At 39.8% G+C, this 16,099-nt stretch carries 14 protein-coding genes; 7 read left to right on the top strand and 7 right to left on the bottom strand.

Annotated elements, in window-relative coordinates:
* The first annotated feature begins 43 nt into the window (after positions 1 to 43).
* A complete protein-coding gene (locus LEP1GSC199_RS01620; protein ID WP_039925756.1) occupies positions 44 to 337 on the top strand; it encodes an STAS domain-containing protein in 294 nt (97 codons plus the stop codon).
* On the opposite strand, the gene LEP1GSC199_RS01615 is transcribed toward LEP1GSC199_RS01620, so the two are convergent.
* Positions 326 to 1,945: an alpha-glucosidase gene (locus LEP1GSC199_RS01615; RefSeq protein ID WP_039925761.1), complete on the bottom strand. Its 1,620-nt coding sequence runs from the start codon at positions 1,943 to 1,945 to the stop codon at positions 326 to 328. The two genes, LEP1GSC199_RS01620 and LEP1GSC199_RS01615, sit on opposite strands and share 12 nt — an antisense overlap.
* A 93-nt stretch (positions 1,946 to 2,038) precedes the next feature.
* Here LEP1GSC199_RS01615 and speD point away from each other — a divergent pair, with 93 nt between their 5' ends.
* Positions 2,039 to 2,800: an adenosylmethionine decarboxylase gene (gene speD / locus LEP1GSC199_RS01610; RefSeq protein ID WP_002976351.1), complete on the top strand. Its 762-nt coding sequence runs from the start codon at positions 2,039 to 2,041 to the stop codon at positions 2,798 to 2,800.
* A gap of 2 nt (positions 2,801 to 2,802) precedes the next feature.
* Here the strand turns inward: speD and LEP1GSC199_RS01605 are convergent, their stop codons facing one another.
* Entirely contained in the window at positions 2,803 to 3,369 is a 567-nt protein-coding gene (locus LEP1GSC199_RS01605) for a thioredoxin domain-containing protein (RefSeq protein WP_002976374.1), read from the bottom strand.
* Entirely contained in the window at positions 3,356 to 4,885 is a 1,530-nt protein-coding gene (locus LEP1GSC199_RS01600; RefSeq protein ID WP_002976324.1) for a methyl-accepting chemotaxis protein, read from the bottom strand. Before LEP1GSC199_RS01600 ends, LEP1GSC199_RS01605 begins: the two co-directional genes overlap by 14 nt.
* Positions 4,886 to 5,174: 289 nt before the next feature.
* On the opposite strand from LEP1GSC199_RS01600, the gene LEP1GSC199_RS01595 reads away from it, so the two are divergent.
* From LEP1GSC199_RS01595 to ileS, 3 genes are all read left to right on the top strand, one after another.
* A complete protein-coding gene (locus LEP1GSC199_RS01595; protein ID WP_039925755.1) occupies positions 5,175 to 7,346 on the top strand; it encodes a hypothetical protein in 2,172 nt (723 codons plus the stop codon).
* 13 nt (positions 7,347 to 7,359) lie between these two features.
* On the top strand, positions 7,360 to 7,989 hold the full coding sequence (locus LEP1GSC199_RS01590) for a leucine-rich repeat domain-containing protein (protein ID WP_002976312.1): 630 nt from the start codon (positions 7,360 to 7,362) through the stop codon (positions 7,987 to 7,989).
* A 62-nt stretch (positions 7,990 to 8,051) separates the two neighbouring features.
* Complete coding sequence (gene ileS / locus LEP1GSC199_RS01585) at positions 8,052 to 10,802, top strand: isoleucine--tRNA ligase (RefSeq protein ID WP_002976335.1); 2,751 nt, start codon at positions 8,052 to 8,054, stop codon at positions 10,800 to 10,802.
* Between the two features lie 172 nt (positions 10,803 to 10,974).
* Here ileS and murJ read toward each other — a convergent pair whose 3' ends face one another.
* The 4 genes from murJ to lipB are packed head-to-tail and all read right to left on the bottom strand — an operon-like array spanning position 10,975 to position 15,203.
* Positions 10,975 to 12,600, bottom strand: a complete 1,626-nt coding sequence (gene murJ / locus LEP1GSC199_RS01580; protein ID WP_002976372.1) for a murein biosynthesis integral membrane protein MurJ — start codon at positions 12,598 to 12,600, stop codon at positions 10,975 to 10,977.
* A gap of 11 nt (positions 12,601 to 12,611) precedes the next feature.
* The gene (locus LEP1GSC199_RS01575) at positions 12,612 to 13,478 is read right to left on the bottom strand and encodes an STAS domain-containing protein (protein ID WP_002976406.1); all 867 of its coding nucleotides are present in this window, start codon (positions 13,476 to 13,478) and stop codon (positions 12,612 to 12,614) included.
* Between the two features lie 3 nt (positions 13,479 to 13,481).
* Complete coding sequence (locus LEP1GSC199_RS01570; protein WP_002976359.1) at positions 13,482 to 14,483, bottom strand: LIC_12071 family protein; 1,002 nt, start codon at positions 14,481 to 14,483, stop codon at positions 13,482 to 13,484.
* Between the two features lie 60 nt (positions 14,484 to 14,543).
* On the bottom strand, positions 14,544 to 15,203 hold the full coding sequence (lipB, locus tag LEP1GSC199_RS01565) for a lipoyl(octanoyl) transferase LipB (RefSeq protein WP_039925754.1): 660 nt from the start codon (positions 15,201 to 15,203) through the stop codon (positions 14,544 to 14,546).
* Between lipB and LEP1GSC199_RS01560 the strand changes: the two genes are divergently transcribed.
* Together LEP1GSC199_RS01560 and panD are read left to right on the top strand one after the other, a co-directional pair.
* A complete protein-coding gene (locus LEP1GSC199_RS01560; RefSeq protein WP_002976319.1) occupies positions 15,186 to 15,719 on the top strand; it encodes a type II toxin-antitoxin system antitoxin SocA domain-containing protein in 534 nt (177 codons plus the stop codon). The genes lipB and LEP1GSC199_RS01560 overlap by 18 nt on opposite strands.
* Positions 15,716 to 16,072, top strand: coding sequence for an aspartate 1-decarboxylase (gene panD, locus LEP1GSC199_RS01555; RefSeq protein ID WP_002976326.1), 357 nt, complete (start codon positions 15,716 to 15,718; stop codon positions 16,070 to 16,072). The genes LEP1GSC199_RS01560 and panD overlap by 4 nt, the downstream gene beginning before the upstream one ends.
* Positions 16,073 to 16,099 lie beyond the last annotated feature (27 nt).

Raw genomic sequence — 16,099 nt, 5'->3', positions numbered from 1 at the left:
TGTATTTTTTCCTTTTACCGTTCTTTGTTTTGTGAGGGACAATATGGTCACAAAATCAGTAGAAGAAAATTGTTATCGAATTGAGTCGAATCGGTTGGACGTATACTCAGCCGCGGGCCTAGAGAAAGACATGACATATATCTTCCAAAAAGGAGTCTCCTCTCTCTACTTAGATTTTTCTAATGTGGAAGAAGTATCCTCCGCTGTTCTTGGACTTCTTTTATACAAAAAAATGGCTTACCAAAAACAGGGAGTGACACTACTACTTATCAACGTAAACCCACAGATCCAAAAGATCTTAAAAATACTGAATCTTAACGGGTATTTACTTCTTTAATTTTGTTTCAAAAACAGCCCCCGAATGGGATCCCAATTGGAGGAATCCTCCCAGTTCTTTTGCCCCACCAAACTGATACAACATCTTAGATCCCTTAGGAATCACCTCCTTACTATCCTTCTCCCCAAAGTTTAAATACACAATCACAACCTTATCACCAAGGATTCGTTCAAAACACAATACGTCGGGGTGAGTAGAAGATTTGGTTCTTACACTACCCTCTTTCAAAACTACGGATCCTTTTCTTAAATGGAATAAGGCTTTGTAATGGTTCCAGAGGGAATCTTTGTTTGTTTTTTGATGGAGAACAGTATCTTCCTCTTGAAATTTACCAACAGGCAACCAAGGACTTCCCTTTGAAAATCCAGCATTCGGACTCATCTCCCATAACATGGGCAGGCGACAATTGTCTCTGTTGATATATATCCCAAGAAAATTGGATAAAAATAAAGGAACCAAACGATTCATTTTGGCAATGGGGTCTTTTCCAATAAAACTTGAGATCCGCCCTTCCTTCCTTGCAATTTCTTCCCCATAATACACAACGGGAATCCCCCTTGCCAAAAACTGAAATGCGGAAAGTACTTTTGCCTTACGAATATCACCACCTAACCTGTCAATATAACGCCTTTGGTCATGGTTTCCCAAAACATAAGTCGGAGTATAAGGAGCTGGAAATACTCTTTCATTTTTCTCCAAAAGCTCTTTGAAAAATTTAGCATGGTAATCAAAGTGGATCAGTTCAAATTGAAAGACAAGATTCAGTCCGTCTGCTTTTTCTCCTAAAAAGGATTTTAAAACTTTGTCCGATCCACTCACCTCACCAATGAGAAATGGTTTTTGTTTGTATTTGGAGATATGTTTACGGACTTCTTTGGCAAACTGAAAGGACTCGGGTAAATTCAAATTGTATTGTTTCTTTTGAAAGAACGCCTCATCATGGTTATCTGGTGTGGGGAAATAGCGCAAACTAGATGGGTTATCTCGAAAACTCTCATCTTTATAAATCGAATTAAAGATATCGAGCCGAAACCCATCCACTCCCTTACGGAGCCAAAAATCGAGAACACCAAACATTGCTTTTTTGACTTTAGGATTCCGATAGTTCAAATCTGGTTGGAAGGATAAAAAATTACTATAGTAGGATTCATCCGTTGTTTTGTCATAATTCCAACCTGAGGTTCCCACCATAGAAATCCAATTGTTCGGAGTTTTTTTGGTTCCCTTTCTCCATATATAAAAATCTCTTTTGGGATTTTCTTTAGAGGATTTAGATTCCAAAAACCATGGGTGTTTGTCTGAAGTATGGTTCATCACCATATCGAGAACTATCCGCATCTTTCGTTTGTGGATTTCTCTTATGAGTTTGTCACAGTCATCCATGGTTCCAAATCTGGGATCAATGGAGGTATAGTCAGAAATATCGTATCCAAAGTCTTCGCCCGGGCTTTTATAAAAGGGAGAGAACCAAATGGTTTCCACACCCAAATTTTGAATTTGGTCCAAACGCCCAAGAATCCCTTGTAAATCGCCGATCCCGTCCCCGTTAGAATCCTGAAAGGACCAAGGGTAAATTTGATAAATTGAAGTTTGTTTCCACCATTCCATTTTGTTTTCCATGACTTTTCTAAAACTTTCTCGTTATTTCAGTTGCCTCTCACCGAAAAGCCGAATTTCTGTTCTTTATACAAGCAGGTAGCAATGGATAAAGAAAAAATCAAACTTTCCGGTTTCAACAATCTGACAAAAGTTTTGAGTTTTAACCTCTACGATTTTTGCATCACTTTGGATGACGAACAAAAAGGTAGATACGTAAGTTATATCCACGACAAATACAATGCTAGCAAAATTACAGAAATTTCTAAAGAGGTTGTCAAACGAATTGATGCCAATATTCTTTCTGTCTCAGCACAAGACTACGATCCTGTAGGTGCTTCTGCTATGGTTCTTATGAGTGATGTCAAAGGTGGCGGAAATCCCATCCCTTCGGCCCAAGTGAGTATGCACCTAGACAAATCGCACATCACAGTCCACACTTATCCTGATGCCGCCGATCCGGATGGGATTTGTTCCTTTCGTGTCGACATTGATATTTCCACTTGTGGAGAGATCATTCCCTTGGACTCCATCAATTATTTATTTGAAGCCTTTGAATGTGATGTTGTTTATATTGATTATGTAGTCCGAGGATACACTCGTTTAGCGGATGGCAGAAAAATTTACAACGACCACCATTTTAATTCCATTTTGGATTTTGTAAAACCAGAACTAAAAAGAAACTATACTTTTCTTTCAGACATCAATATGCCTCAAGACAATACTTGGCAAACAAAAATGATGATTAAAGAACTAGGTCCCGAAAACTATCTGCTGAACCCAGAAGACATTACTCATCCAGATGTGCCGAACAAAATGAAACTTTTACGTGAGGAAATGAAAGAAGTTTACCACATGATCCATTAACATCAGTTAATGGGTTTGGATTCAATTTCCTTTCGTATTTCGAGCAACTCTTCTTCTCCCAATTTCGGTATTAAATACATAAGATCGCGATTGGGTGGGATTAAAAAAAATTGAGTCCCATGTTCATCTCTTTTTTTTAGAGATGGGTGGACAGGTAAATAAGCACCTAACTTCCGATAGAACCCAATTTCTTCTTCCGTTTTCGGACGAAGGGCCCTGATCCTTAAACTCTTTTGGTAATAAGCTAAATAGGATTGGATTGTTTCCTCTGTTTCACTCGGATCGGTAACTAAAAAATAAAAGGAAGATGGAATTTCGGGAAATTGATCTTGGAAACGACGAAGAGTTTCTAAGGCCAAAGGACATTTTTTTCCACATCCCACAAGCCCAGGATAGATCCAAATCCAAGTTTTTTTTGGTTCTAACTGGAACCTGTCTTTACAAAAAGAACATTCCACAAACCTAGACTTTTTTGCAAAGTAACCAATGTTTAAGCTAAGAACGACTAAAAAGGAAACCCCAAGGAATATAAGTCCTAGGTTTTTGAAGGTTGTTCTATGATTTTTCATCTTCAATGACGGCAGCCAAGGATTCAAAAGATCCCTTCAAACCGTTGAAAATCACATTTCCTTTTTCAATGAGTGCAATCATATTGGAACTAGTTCCCAAGTTGGTTTGGGTTTTCACATTCAAATCCAAAACTGACGCCGAGATTTCTTCCATACTTGTCGACTGTTCTTTACTAGAAAGTTGCATCTCTTGCGCAATTTGATCTAAGGTTTGGAGTGCTTGTTCTTGTTGTTCAAATGCAGAGAGAGTTCCTGTAATTTTTACTGTGAGTTCTCTCATCCCTACTTCTGAGGAAAGAATGGACTTAACAAAACTTTGAACCGTTTGGTTGATTTGATTGGATTGTTTAAAACTGACTTGGATTGCGGATTTGATCTTTCCAGATATTGAAGATATATTCTTAGTCGCTTCTGCTGTAGAGTCAGCAAGTTTCGAGATTTCTGAGGCAACTACCGCAAACCCCCGGCCAGCATCTCCTGCACGTGCGGCCTCGATAGATGCATTTAACGATAGTAAGTTGACCTTTTCAGCGATATCCGAAATAAGTTCCAATATTTCTTCCATCTTTTCAGAATCATCCACTGCTACTTCCATGGATTGATACAAACCAGAAAATTCTGTCTCTGTTTTTTTGACACTATCTGCGGACTCTTGGATTTTGGAGCGCATCACTTCCAAGGAAGTCACAAAACCTTCGTTCAAACTAAATAAATTTCGATTCAATTCCTCTACGGTTCTAACTTCTTTGATTTGCCTGTTGGATCCTTCTAATATCAATTGGCTGGAAGCGGCTGTTTCTTCGGTTGCTGCCGAAATTGCTTCAATCGAAGAGGATTGTGTTTGAAAAGAACTTTCAAATTCGCGAACTTTTTGAGAGATCAGACTGGAATTTTCCACAAAGGTTTTCGTTCCAGAAGATACTTCATTCATTGCAGCTGTAACACCCGTAATCACTGTTTCTAAATTGGTTTGTACTTCGATTTGTTTCTTTAGTTCCAAAAAAGAACGTATGGAAAAATAAATTAGAATTCCAGTTTCAAAAACAACAAACAAAGCATGAGTGAAAACAATCTCAAGACCCGTTCCATAACTGTAAACCATCACTTTGATACCGAATATGATTGTATCGAATTCTTGAATGTAATTTCCAACTAAGTGGTGTATGGCGATAGTAAGTGCAGCTACGAGTAAAACTCTCCAATCTTCATAGACAAATAGAATGGCGAGAGCACTGAATACATGAAAGTGCATTTCGATGCGACCAAACTGTGCCTGAATCAAAAGGGCACTGAACATCATAAGGGCAGCTCCATTCCAAGCTCTTAGAAAAAAAGTACCTCGTCCCAAACGATAAAACACAAATGAAACAAAGGAAAGTAGTACTGCCGATAGAGTGACTACGGTCGTCGCACCGTATCCTAATGAGAGAAAAAAAACAAGGGGAGTGTGGGCCAAAATTGCCCAGAGAAAAAATGTATCTACTTTTTTTTGGCGTTCTAACAGAACCGCTGCCAATCTAATATCCATACAGTAATAGACGAAATTAATCGATGGAAGTCTAATCAATAAATTATTCTATGATATTTTTTAAGTTATTTTGATCACTGCCTCAGTTTGTAGATTTAATTAGCAATGGAGAGACCTTATATAAGTACTTATACAAACGTAGGATTGGTTCTTCAAAATCTAGGCAAAAATTCTCGATTTAAGAAGCTCCAAAGACCCAAGGCCAGCCCCGAGAACCAAACTTTCTCTCTTGATTTGTCAAAAATAGTTTTTGATACTTGTTTACAGAAGGTATATTTTGGAACAATTCCTGGACCCGACAGACTCAGAAACACCCCTTACGGGTGAAACAATGGATCCTTCATTTTTCATTCCATTGCCGAAAAATATTGCAAGTTACTCAATGACATCACAAGCGATTTTGGAAGAACTTCGTGTGCGCCACAGAAGATTGGAAATGCATGGCAGCGCCGAAATCACACCTTCTCTACTTTTAACTGTGGATTCCATTCCTGAATTACTTTCTAAACAAGTCCAACTCACCGAAGTTCATAAATCGGGGGTTGCGGTTGTAGAGGCCTTCAAAGAACTTGCGGGACTTACCGAACATAATAAAGAACCCGTCGTTTATTTTTATCCCTTCCTTTTGCAGGTTGACCAAAAACTGGTGATGCGAATCAGTATGATTGCCCCACAAAACAGAGAAAAGACGGATGTTGTTCCCTTTCGTAGAGCTTGTTTTAAATATAGTGTCGATTTGATTGACCAACTCTTAAAAAACAGAGCCAGTCGAGAATTACTTTTAGAAGAAGAAAATCCAGGATCGGGCCTCGTTCGTTCTGATCAAAAAGGAAATACTTATTTTTTCCCTACAAAATTCAGTTATGAAAGTGAATTAGAATCCATGATCCGTAAAACAATGGATTCTTTCGGATACATTCCTATGAAGGATTTCGTTTTGGATGTAATTACAAGGGGAAAAGAAACAGCAAAACTTGTGGAGATCATTCCTGGTTACCATCTCATTTTACCTAATGGTCCATATAATCCTGAATATGTGCGCCACCTCGCCGTACAACTTGATGCTCTAAGGACTTTTTCCTTTCCTTATCTCAAACGTTATGCATCGGAAAATAAATACACTGGGTTTTTAGAAAAACTGAATGAACTAGAAACATCTCTCCCTAATCGAACAGAAGACCTTCTAAAAACAGGTGTTAGTTTTGTTCCGAACCTCACAACACTCCTCCAAGAATTTCCTTTTGATAAAATCACAAACGATGAGGGGAAACGAGTGGGAAACTCGGTAAGGGAAAGCCTTCTCATTTTAGATAAACTAAGTAAACGTTTAAAAGATCAAAAAAAGGAAGATGCAGAGGAAGCGGTCACTTCGCTAATCAAACTACTTGGGACAAAAATCGAAGACAATACGACAAACACACTCACTCTCACCAAACTTAATTTGAATGCAGAAGTGAAAACACTTGGACTCAAAAATGAACTAGAAACCTCCAAGGTCATTTCGAAAATCGTTAGTTCCCTTTCAGAAATTTATGGTTGTTTGGAAATGAAAGAGGACAACTTTCATATTCTTTTTTGTCTAGATCAGAAAAAACTTTCTAAAGTAGAAGCCAATACTTTCACACTGGCAAAAACTGATTCCAACTACAGAAACGAACTTCCTATCCTCGACCAAATCCGTGTGATTCTAAAAAATAGATCGGATCAAAATATAGACAAAGAGGAAATTCCAGAAAAAGAATTAGAAGAAGAAACAAGTTCGAACCAACCCCTTCCACAGGAACCAAGAATTTCTTTTTCTGCGCTTCAGGAAAAATTTCATGTTCCTGTTGGTGTTTTTACTTTCTTAACATTGGCATCCATTACAACTGTAGTTTCGCTTTTACTGGGATCTTTGGAATACATTGTGAGTGGTTTTTTCTTTAGTTTCCTTGTTGGTCTTACACTTGGATATCTTTATCGCTCTGATGGAAAACAAAAACCAACTGCGGAAAAACAAACTCAATCCACTCCTAAAGAAAACAGGTCACTCGGCATTGCGAAGGTGGCGGAAGGATTTATTTACCCGAAAAAATTCAATAGCATCGCCGAAAAGGTTTATGATTTCAAAAGATTACGAAACCATATCGAAGATTGTGTAGATGATATCAAAGTTCAACTTCCCGCAGTTGATCAAAAAAAGGAATCAAACAAAATTGTAGCTGAGATTGAACATGCGATCTTACAAATTTCTGTTGTGATGAAAATTCCAGACGCACTTCAATTAAAAAACAGACCGAAGGAACTCATCCTATCCAAAGCCGACTTTCGCACCATTTTATTTAGAACCCAACTAGCGGAATATTACAGAAAGGAAGCAAGTATTTATAAATCAGATCGTGACCAAATGGATTACATCCAGTTTATCATTCGAGAATTAGAATTTGGCTATAATAAATATTTAAAATGAAAAATCTGGTTTTATGAAGTCTTTTGTTTACCAAACACTTACCGTTTTTTTTATTACAACCTTATTTCTCCAATGCAATAAGGAAGTGGTCAATGCAGAGGAATGGTTCGAGAACCATAAAGAAGATCGGGTTCTCAATCTGTCCAACAAAGAAGTGGGAGTTTTACCTGCATCCATTGGTAACTTAAGCCATGTAGAAGAGCTCACCCTCCAATACGACTCGCTAAAAGAGATCCCGAAAGAAATCGGAAACCTCAAACAATTGAAAATTTTGAATCTCTTTGGAAACCCGATTAAAACCTTACCTGAAGAAATTGGTAATTTAGAAAACTTGGAAATTTTACTTCTGGGTAGAACGGAACTAAATGAAATTCCTCCGGTGATTGCTCGTTTACAAAAATTAAAAACTCTCGCTTTGGATGAAACAAAAGTTCGGCTAACAGAGGCTGACGTTGAAGTGATAACAAAACTTCCGAATTTAGAGATCCTTGACCTAACCCTCATGAGGGAATACAAAACTCTCCCCAAAAACCTTTCGAAATTGAATTCCTTAAAACATCTCGTTTTGCAAAAAACCTTACTCGAAAAATCGGATGTGGTACGACTACGGGACGAATTACCTAAGGTTCGAGTCAAACTCTAAGAACTAAGGAATATTTTTTTTCCGTTTTCTCTTTGGCCTAGACCCCAAAAATTGGTCTTAATATGGCCAAACCAGAAACGGAAAATCCTTATTCTAAAACGGTTCTCCTTCCAGAGACCTCCTTTCCTATGAAAGCCGACCTGGCAAATCGTGAACCAGGTCAAATTAAGATTTGGAAAGAGAAAAAAGTCTTCCAAACCATGAAGGAAATTCGTAAATCCAAACCTTCGTTTGTATTACACGATGGCCCCCCCTACGCCAATGGAAATTTCCATGTGGGCCATTCTCTCAATAAAATTTTAAAAGATATCATTGTTAAATCCAAATCACTTGCTGGCTTTCACGCCGATATGATTCCTGGATGGGATTGTCATGGACTTCCCATCGAAGTACAGGTGTTAAAGAATCTTGGCAAAGAAGCGAGGAACACAAGTCCGAGCGACCTTAGAAAAAAATGCCGCGAGTATGCAACAGAATTTGTTGGCAAACAAGGGGAAGACCTCAGTCGGTTTTTATGTTTCTGGCAAGAAGATAGAAAGTATCTCACCATGGCTCCGGAATTTGAAGCAAGAATTGTGGAAGTTTTTGGATCTCTTTTTGAAAAAGGATATATCTACAAAGGAAAAAAACCTGTGTATTGGTGTATTGATCTAGCAACAGCGCATGCGGAAGCCGAGATCGAATACCAAAACCATGTTTCTCCTTCCATCTATGTAAAGTTTGCCGTGAAGGGCGAAAAAGATACCTATTGCCTGATTTGGACCACCACTCCTTGGACACTTCCGGCAAACCTTGCGATTTGTTTTAATCAAGACTTGGACTACTCTCTTTTCCAATCGGATACACATGGAAGGCTGATACTTGCGGACGGCTTAAAAGAAGCAGTAGAACAAAAAACGGGAATTACACTCACAAAGATCCATTCTTTAACGAGTGCGGATCTGGGAAAAATGACCTTCTTACATCCGTTTATCGAGAGAGACTCCATTCCTCTTTTTGGAAATCATGTGACAATAGATGCGGGAACGGGTTGTGTCCACACGGCTCCTGGCCACGGAACAGACGACTACCGTGTGGGTACTGCGGCCGGCCTTCCTCCTCTTTCTCCAGTAGACGATTACGGCCGTTATACGGACGAATTTGAAATGATGAAGGGAATCAAAATTTGGGATGCCAATCCTAAGATCGTGGATCTCCTCAGAGAAAAAAATGCACTCGTCCACTACTCCGAATTCACTCACTCCTACCCACATAGTTGGAGGAGTAAAAAACCTCTCATCTTTCGGGCCACTCCACAATGGTTTTTTTCCATCGACCATGCAGGCCTTAGAGAAGAATCACTGAAGGCCATTGACAAAGTCCAATGGATTCCTGACTGGGGGATCACTCGTATCCGTTCTATGGTGGAATCTAGACCTGACTGGTGTTTGTCGAGACAAAGGAATTGGGGAGTACCCATTCCCTCGTTTACTTGTAAGTCTTGTGGGTTCACTCACTTGGACGACAAAACCATCAAACATTTCATCCAAATTGTGAAAAAAGAAGGAATCGAAGTTTGGTATGAAAGAGAAGCCAAAGACCTTCTGCCCGATGGAAGTAAATGTTCGAAATGCGGGTCGGAAGATCTAAAACAAGACAAAGATATTTTGGATGTTTGGTTTGACTCTGGTGTTTCCAGCTTTGCCGTGTTTGGTGATTCTCTGGATCGCGAACCTGCCGATTTGTATTTGGAAGGTTCCGACCAACATAGAGGTTGGTTCCAATCTTCCCTTTGGCCGTCTATGGCGATCCGAAAAAAACCACCGTATAAATCTGTCCTTACCCACGGTTATGTGTTAGATGAAAAAGGACATGCCATGTCCAAATCCCTTGGGAACGTAATCAATCCCACAACGGATATCATCAACCAATACGGGGCCGACATCCTAAGGCTTTGGGTTTCGACTCAAGACTTCCGAGACGATGTTAAAATAGGAAAAGATTCGATCAAAACAGTGGCCGAAGCCTATCGCAAAATTCGGAACACATTCCGTTATCTTTTAGGCAATACCAATGCAGAATCACTGAAATGGAATCTAAAAAAAGAAGATTTAGAAACCGTTGACAGGTATTATCTGCATAAACTGGCAAAACTTAATGAAGATGCCAAAAAACTCTACGAAAACTACCACTTCCACCAAGTGTATCATAGAGTTTTGGTATTCTGCACAGTAGATCTTTCTCAGGACTATTTTGAAATCATCCGGGACAGAATGTACTGTGATGCGAAGGATTCAAAAACAAGAAAATCTTCTGAATATGCACTGGCTTTGATTTTAGAAACCCTCACCAAAATCTTAGCACCTATCCTATCTTTCACAACAGAAGAAGTTTGGAATGAATTTGGTGCGAAAGATTCTGTTTTTTATTCTGACTTTTTCGACTTAAGTGCAAGGATCGATTCCGATTTAGAATCGAAATTGGCACCAGTTTTTCAAACCAAAGAAGTTGTGCAAAAAGCTTTAGAGGAAGCCAGAAAATTAGGAAAACTAGGAAAGTCTTTGGAAGCAGAAGTTCTCGTGTTAGGTGATTCACTAAAAAGCACTGGCCTCACTCCCGAAGACTTAAGTCTCTTCTTTGTGGTATCCGAAGTAACACTAGAAGCTGGTGGCATCAGAGAAGTTTTCTCGGAATGGAAAGGGGAAAAGGATTCCATTCAAATCCGTAAACCCCACCACCACGAATGCCCACGCTGTTGGCGCCATGTTTCACAAACAGAAGGAACACTATGCGCACGCTGCGAAGGAGTGGTTTCCAAACTTTCTCCGAAGTAAGAAGTAAAACCAAAAACTGGCTAGTTCGCGATTTAAATAATGTAAGAAGGTCTATCAAAGTTTGTTTTGAACCAATAGAGATAGGCCTTTTTAGTTGAGACAGCTGCTTCTTACTAAATGATTAGAATGCCATAAACCATTTTCGCCAAACTCTAGTTATGCGAATTTGACATTATAGTGATTTATTTCGAAACCTGCGAAGGAATCTTCCTAAAATGATTTCTGATTCTGGAAGTTTGGTAAGACTGGCCACGACAAAGTAAATGATTACAGCCGGAAGAATGGATACCACAAGACAAATCCTGCTTACATTGGCAAAACCAAGATCCCAACCTTCAGAAAGGTAAGTTACCAAAATGGGTTTTCCTATCCACTCCGACAAAACAAGCCAAAAAAGAAGTCCAAAAAGTGCCGGCACCATTTTCAAAATCCGAAGCCAAACAGTAAGGAAGGGAATTTTTATTTGGTGCGATTTTAAATAAAATAGCAATAGCGAAGAAGTCACCGAAGCACTGAGAGCTGATGCCAAAGCAATGGCGGAATGTTTTAAAAAATACATAAGCCCAATACTTACCACTACACTTAAACCAAAAGAAACCAGTTGGATTCGCAACGGGGTTTTTGTATCAGAAAAAGCATAATAAGAAGAAACCAAAACTTTATTAATGCTGTAAAACGGAATGGCGAATGAATAAAATACCAAAGGATAGAGAGCGGTAATCGTTGCTAAATGGTCCCAACGCCCTCCATAATAAATAGAATCCAAAACCGTTTCCCCGAGGACCGCCAAACCAATGCTTGCTGGCAATGTTAAAAAGAAAGCAAAAGACAAAACATCCGCAATTTCTTTTGGAACATTCTCCTCTCTTCCTTCCCGTAGGTCTTTCAAAAGCGAAGGAAGGATGGTTGTTGCCAGTGCCACCCCAATGATTCCTGTGGGAAGTTGGACTAACCTTTGGGAATAATCCAAACTCACCACGGCCCCAAGTCCTGGGTTTTGGTTTTGGATGTAGTTAGCAAGAAAGATGTCCACAAGGAGACCGATTTGATAGAAACTACCGCCGAGAGCTGCCGGTAACATGAGTTTAAAGATTTTACGAATGGCTGGGTGACGAAAGTTCAAATGGAAGATAGGACCATATCCTTTTTTGTAAACATACCAAGTTTGCACCAGAAGTTGTAACACACCTCCCGTCACAATTCCATACGCCAAAACAAACACTTTATCTCGGATCTCATGATAATAAGGAAAAACAAAAATAAAAACGATCAGATAACTGAAGTTAAGGATAATCGGGGAAAGAGAAGGAACAAAGTAGTTATGGTGTGAGTTTGAAATCGACATAAAAATCGAAGACAAACTTGCCGTCATGATGAGAAAAAAGAGAACAAGCGAAAGCTCTACGACAAGAGCCCCATATTCGGGAGATCCTCCCACAAGAGCCGGTAAAAAACCAGCAGCAAAAAACCAAAACACTGCCACAAAAACCGATAAACAAAGAAATAAAAAACTAAGTACCGTTCCCGACATCACCCGCGCTTCCTCAACACCCATCTTTTCATATTCAGAAAAAATCGGCATAAAGGATTGGCTTAAGGTCCCTTCTGCAAGTAGGTTACGAAACATATTGGGAAGGCGGTAAGCGACACTAAAGGCAGATGCGACCATTCCTGTTCCAAAACTAACAGCCATAAAATGGTCACGAATGAGACCTAAAATTCTGGATAAGAAGGTATAAAAAGAAAGGGCAAGCGAACGCCTCGTGCTTGACTCACTTCCCTTGGCTTGTTTTGTCATAAGACCAGACTTTAATTGGGATTCAATTTTTCAAGAAAACGTACAGAACCATTCGGACTCATTTCAAACTGAGTGGAACAACCTGGACATTCATGTTTGCCAAATTTATGAAGTCTAAGCCTTGTCCCACAAACTTCACATTGGATGATCCGTTCGACCCCTTCCAATTGTTTGGTTTTAGATTGAATGTAACTCGGAATTGTGACCCGTTTTTCTTCTGATTCAGGAGAGGTTTTATAAACCGCAAATCTTCTTTCCAATTCATGGTTCAAAGTCTCTTTGATTTCCAATCGAAGGCTATTGAGTTTTTCTTCCAAAACCGTTTCCATGGGAGAAGAGCTGGTTTTTGCCGTGGTAACCTGTTCTGCTTCTTCTCCATCGGAAATAGATTCTAGTTGGGAAATGGGTTCTTTCGAACCAAGAGAAGAATCCCTGTCCTTGGATTTTCCTGTAAAATAAAAACGGATTCGATTTTCGTTTACGGTAGTTGCGGATGGATCGGTCGCTACAGGTGATGGAATTGTTTCTTTGGAACCAATGCGTTTCGGATCCATTTGTAAAAGAAAAGACTCCGCTTGGCTGTGGCCGCGAAAGATGGGAAGGCGATCAAAAAGTCCCACTAAACTCAAAACATCTTCGACTTCTTGTTTCACTCCATAAATGGCATAAACCGCACCCATCTTTGTAATCTGTTTATGGATTTTAACAAGAATACTGATTCCATTCGAAGTGATAAAATCTAATGCGCCAAATTGGAATAAAAACTTTCGGTATCCTTTGTCTACTTGGGATTCAAAGTAACGATAAAAATCCTCAGCACTGGTTCCGTCCAAACCACCTTTCAGTTGAATTGAAAATACTTTATCTTTGGGTTCCATAGTTTATCCTAAAAAGATCGCATCACGAACGGGAGTTTGGTGTGAATCAGAGGAAAAAGATGAGACAAGTGGCCCTTCTGATAGAATTTCTACTTCACTCGCCGTCCCTGCGGTAGCTGCTACAGCGACTCCATGATTTGGTCCTTCCGTTAAGTCGACAATCGGTTCCATCGGACTCTCTTTTGATTCTAAAGTTTCTACAGTTTTTTTCTCAAAGAGTGGTAACCCAGTAGATTCTTTTGGAGTGATACTTGAATCTCTGGCAACTAACATTGTATAGGCCACAAAGGATCCTGTCAAAATCAAACTCACAACAAAAGCAAAAAGAATATAATTAAAAACCATCCATTCCACGAGTTTCCATTGGTTTTCAAAAAGTAATCCTAAGTTCCCTCGTTCATAAACCAAAATCACAAGGCCCGTTACATCCAGTGTTCCTGGTTTGTAAAGAGGTGAGGTAAGCCTTACCGTATTGGACTTTGCAAGTGGCAAATAGGAAATAACCCATTCAAAACCAGAACGCACTTTTGGATCTCGTTTGGAATTAAGGATAGGATTTTCTCCATTTTCGGGCTCCGACCATTGCCACTTTTTCATTCGAATTCCTTTTTTAAAGAAAGTAGAATGGAGAAGTGTCTCGTCCGGTTTTCGATTTTTCAATTCATCAGGTGTATAAATGGTATCTGTAGAAACAAGAAGTGTGGCATCCACAGAATACAAACTGATCTTTTGGATAAGAAACTCTTCGGGATCGTTTTTCGATTGTTCCACATAACGATGGAACATTTTTTCCAACTCCACATAACCTTCGTTCTGTAGTCTCTGTTCCGAACTTTTGGCAAGTGCCAGTGTCAAATCCCGAGCTCTATGGTCAGAAACAAACTGCTCTTGGGTGAGTGCATTTTGTAAAGATTCATAAAAAGTCCAAACCACGGCGCTTAGGGCCAAGGTCTCACAGAGGAAAAAGAAAAGAATAAAGGATAGAAAAAAACGTGAATATTTCATAGATCCCCCTTATACCTTTCGGCCAAACCAATGGATTTACAGAGGAAAATACAAAGGAAATTAAGGTAGTGAGTCCAGAAATGTTTTGGCAAAACTCAAAACAAACTGAGTCCGTCTCTTCGGGAAATCCTCAGTTTTTCCCAACCGAAGTAACGAAGTCATGTCTTCGGATTTGGCCCCACAAGGATTGATGAGACCGAATGTTTTCAGATCATTCACAGCGTTCAAGGCAAATCCAAAACTAGTAAAGTAAGACTTCGCATAAATTCCTTCTGAGACCAATTTTAATTTTGGTTCCTCGGTCGTATAAAGTCCCGGTGCTTTTGGGTTTTCTTCTAGTGTAAGACCCCAAGTCTCTCGAACAGCCATCACCAAACTTTGGTTTAAGTTCCGTAAAAAATCACCCAAACTTAAGTTTCTTTTTTTCAAATCAATATGCAGGTACCCCACAATTTGGCCCGGTTCATGGGCGGTAAAATCCCCTCCTCTTTGCAGAGTGACCAGTTCCACACCCAAAGAGGATAGAACTGCCGGTGAAACCAAAAGATTTTCCGCTTTCGCACCTATGCCCCCTGTCAAACATGGACTGTGTTCTAAAAAGAGCATGGATTCCCTTCGATTTTTCCTGGAATTTTCCTGGAATTTCACGTATCTTAGGTACGGAACAATCGAAGGAAACAGGTAAGAAGGAAGTCCTTTTCGATGGAGAAACTTTGTCATGCGATCCTTTGGATCCTCGAAAAATCACCCAATGGTAGAGCCCGCCTTGATTTGGCGAAACTCCTCTACTATTCGGATGGTGTTCATTTCCAAAAACACGCGGAGATGATCACAAGAGGAGACTATATCCACTTAGAAGACTCCCCTTACCCCGTCAAACTGAACGAAGCACTTTTATTTCTAAAAGAAAAAGGCCATATCGATGCCATCCCTAAAATTGAAGGAAATGGAATCCAAGGGTTTACTTTACGATTCTTAACACCAATGGACGGACTCATTCTTTCCCGGGAAGACAAACGGGTGATGATGAAGGTGGTCGAGGCTTTCCGGGGCCGGGTTGTAGATGAAAATCGCCACTACCCCAACCTTTATGAAAACTACGTAGTTACCCCCCTTTTTGATTCCATTCCTTTTTCTGTGGAAAGGATCAATACGAAAATCCATGTTCTCGTCCAAAAAAGCCTTTTGAATCTATCAGGCAAAATGTTTAGAGTTTTATTTGAGAGGTCAGAATGATCATCACTGTTTGCAAAGGCAAAATCCATAGAGCCGTCGTCACCGAGGCGGAACTCCACTACGAAGGTAGTCTCACTGTTGACCAAGACCTGATGGATTTGGCCGGGATGAAACCTTATGAACAAGTGAGTGTGGTGAACGTCAATAATGGAGCCCGGTTCGAAACCTACCTGATTGTGGGAGAACGGGGTTCGGGAACCATTTGTCTCAACGGAGCTGCGGCAAGACTCGGAATGAAAGGGGACAAAGTCATCATCATCACCTATGGTCAAGTGGTAGAAAAAGAGCTTCCCACAGATTACAAACCCAAGGTAGTCTTCGTAGACGAGAACAATCGCCCGAAAAAAGCCTAATTTCCCTAATTTTTCTAGGGCATTTCT

The sequence above is a fragment of the Leptospira vanthielii serovar Holland str. Waz Holland = ATCC 700522 genome (assembly GCF_000332455.1).
In the GTDB taxonomy this organism is placed as follows: Bacteria; Spirochaetota; Leptospiria; order Leptospirales; family Leptospiraceae; genus Leptospira_A; species Leptospira_A vanthielii.
This window is presented reverse-complemented; position numbering and strand designations above follow the sequence as displayed.

Bases quoted from the DNA above. Each gene is read 5' to 3' on its own strand.
- LEP1GSC199_RS01620 (WP_039925756.1), top strand. From the start codon at position 44: ATGGTCACAAAATCAGTAGAAGAAAATTGTTATCGAATTGAGTCGAAT.
- LEP1GSC199_RS01615 (WP_039925761.1), bottom strand. From the start codon at position 1,945: ATGGAATGGTGGAAACAAACTTCAATTTATCAAATTTACCCTTGGTCC.
- speD (WP_002976351.1), top strand. From the start codon at position 2,039: ATGGATAAAGAAAAAATCAAACTTTCCGGTTTCAACAATCTGACAAAA.
- LEP1GSC199_RS01605 (WP_002976374.1), bottom strand. From the start codon at position 3,369: ATGAAAAATCATAGAACAACCTTCAAAAACCTAGGACTTATATTCCTT.
- LEP1GSC199_RS01590 (WP_002976312.1), top strand. From the start codon at position 7,360: ATGAAGTCTTTTGTTTACCAAACACTTACCGTTTTTTTTATTACAACC.
- ileS (WP_002976335.1), top strand. From the start codon at position 8,052: ATGGCCAAACCAGAAACGGAAAATCCTTATTCTAAAACGGTTCTCCTT.
- murJ (WP_002976372.1), bottom strand. From the start codon at position 12,600: ATGACAAAACAAGCCAAGGGAAGTGAGTCAAGCACGAGGCGTTCGCTT.
- LEP1GSC199_RS01575 (WP_002976406.1), bottom strand. From the start codon at position 13,478: ATGGAACCCAAAGATAAAGTATTTTCAATTCAACTGAAAGGTGGTTTG.
- LEP1GSC199_RS01570 (WP_002976359.1), bottom strand. From the start codon at position 14,483: ATGAAATATTCACGTTTTTTTCTATCCTTTATTCTTTTCTTTTTCCTC.
- LEP1GSC199_RS01560 (WP_002976319.1), top strand. From the start codon at position 15,186: ATGGAGAAACTTTGTCATGCGATCCTTTGGATCCTCGAAAAATCACCC.
- lipB (WP_039925754.1), bottom strand. From the start codon at position 15,203: ATGACAAAGTTTCTCCATCGAAAAGGACTTCCTTCTTACCTGTTTCCT.
- panD (WP_002976326.1), top strand. From the start codon at position 15,716: ATGATCATCACTGTTTGCAAAGGCAAAATCCATAGAGCCGTCGTCACC.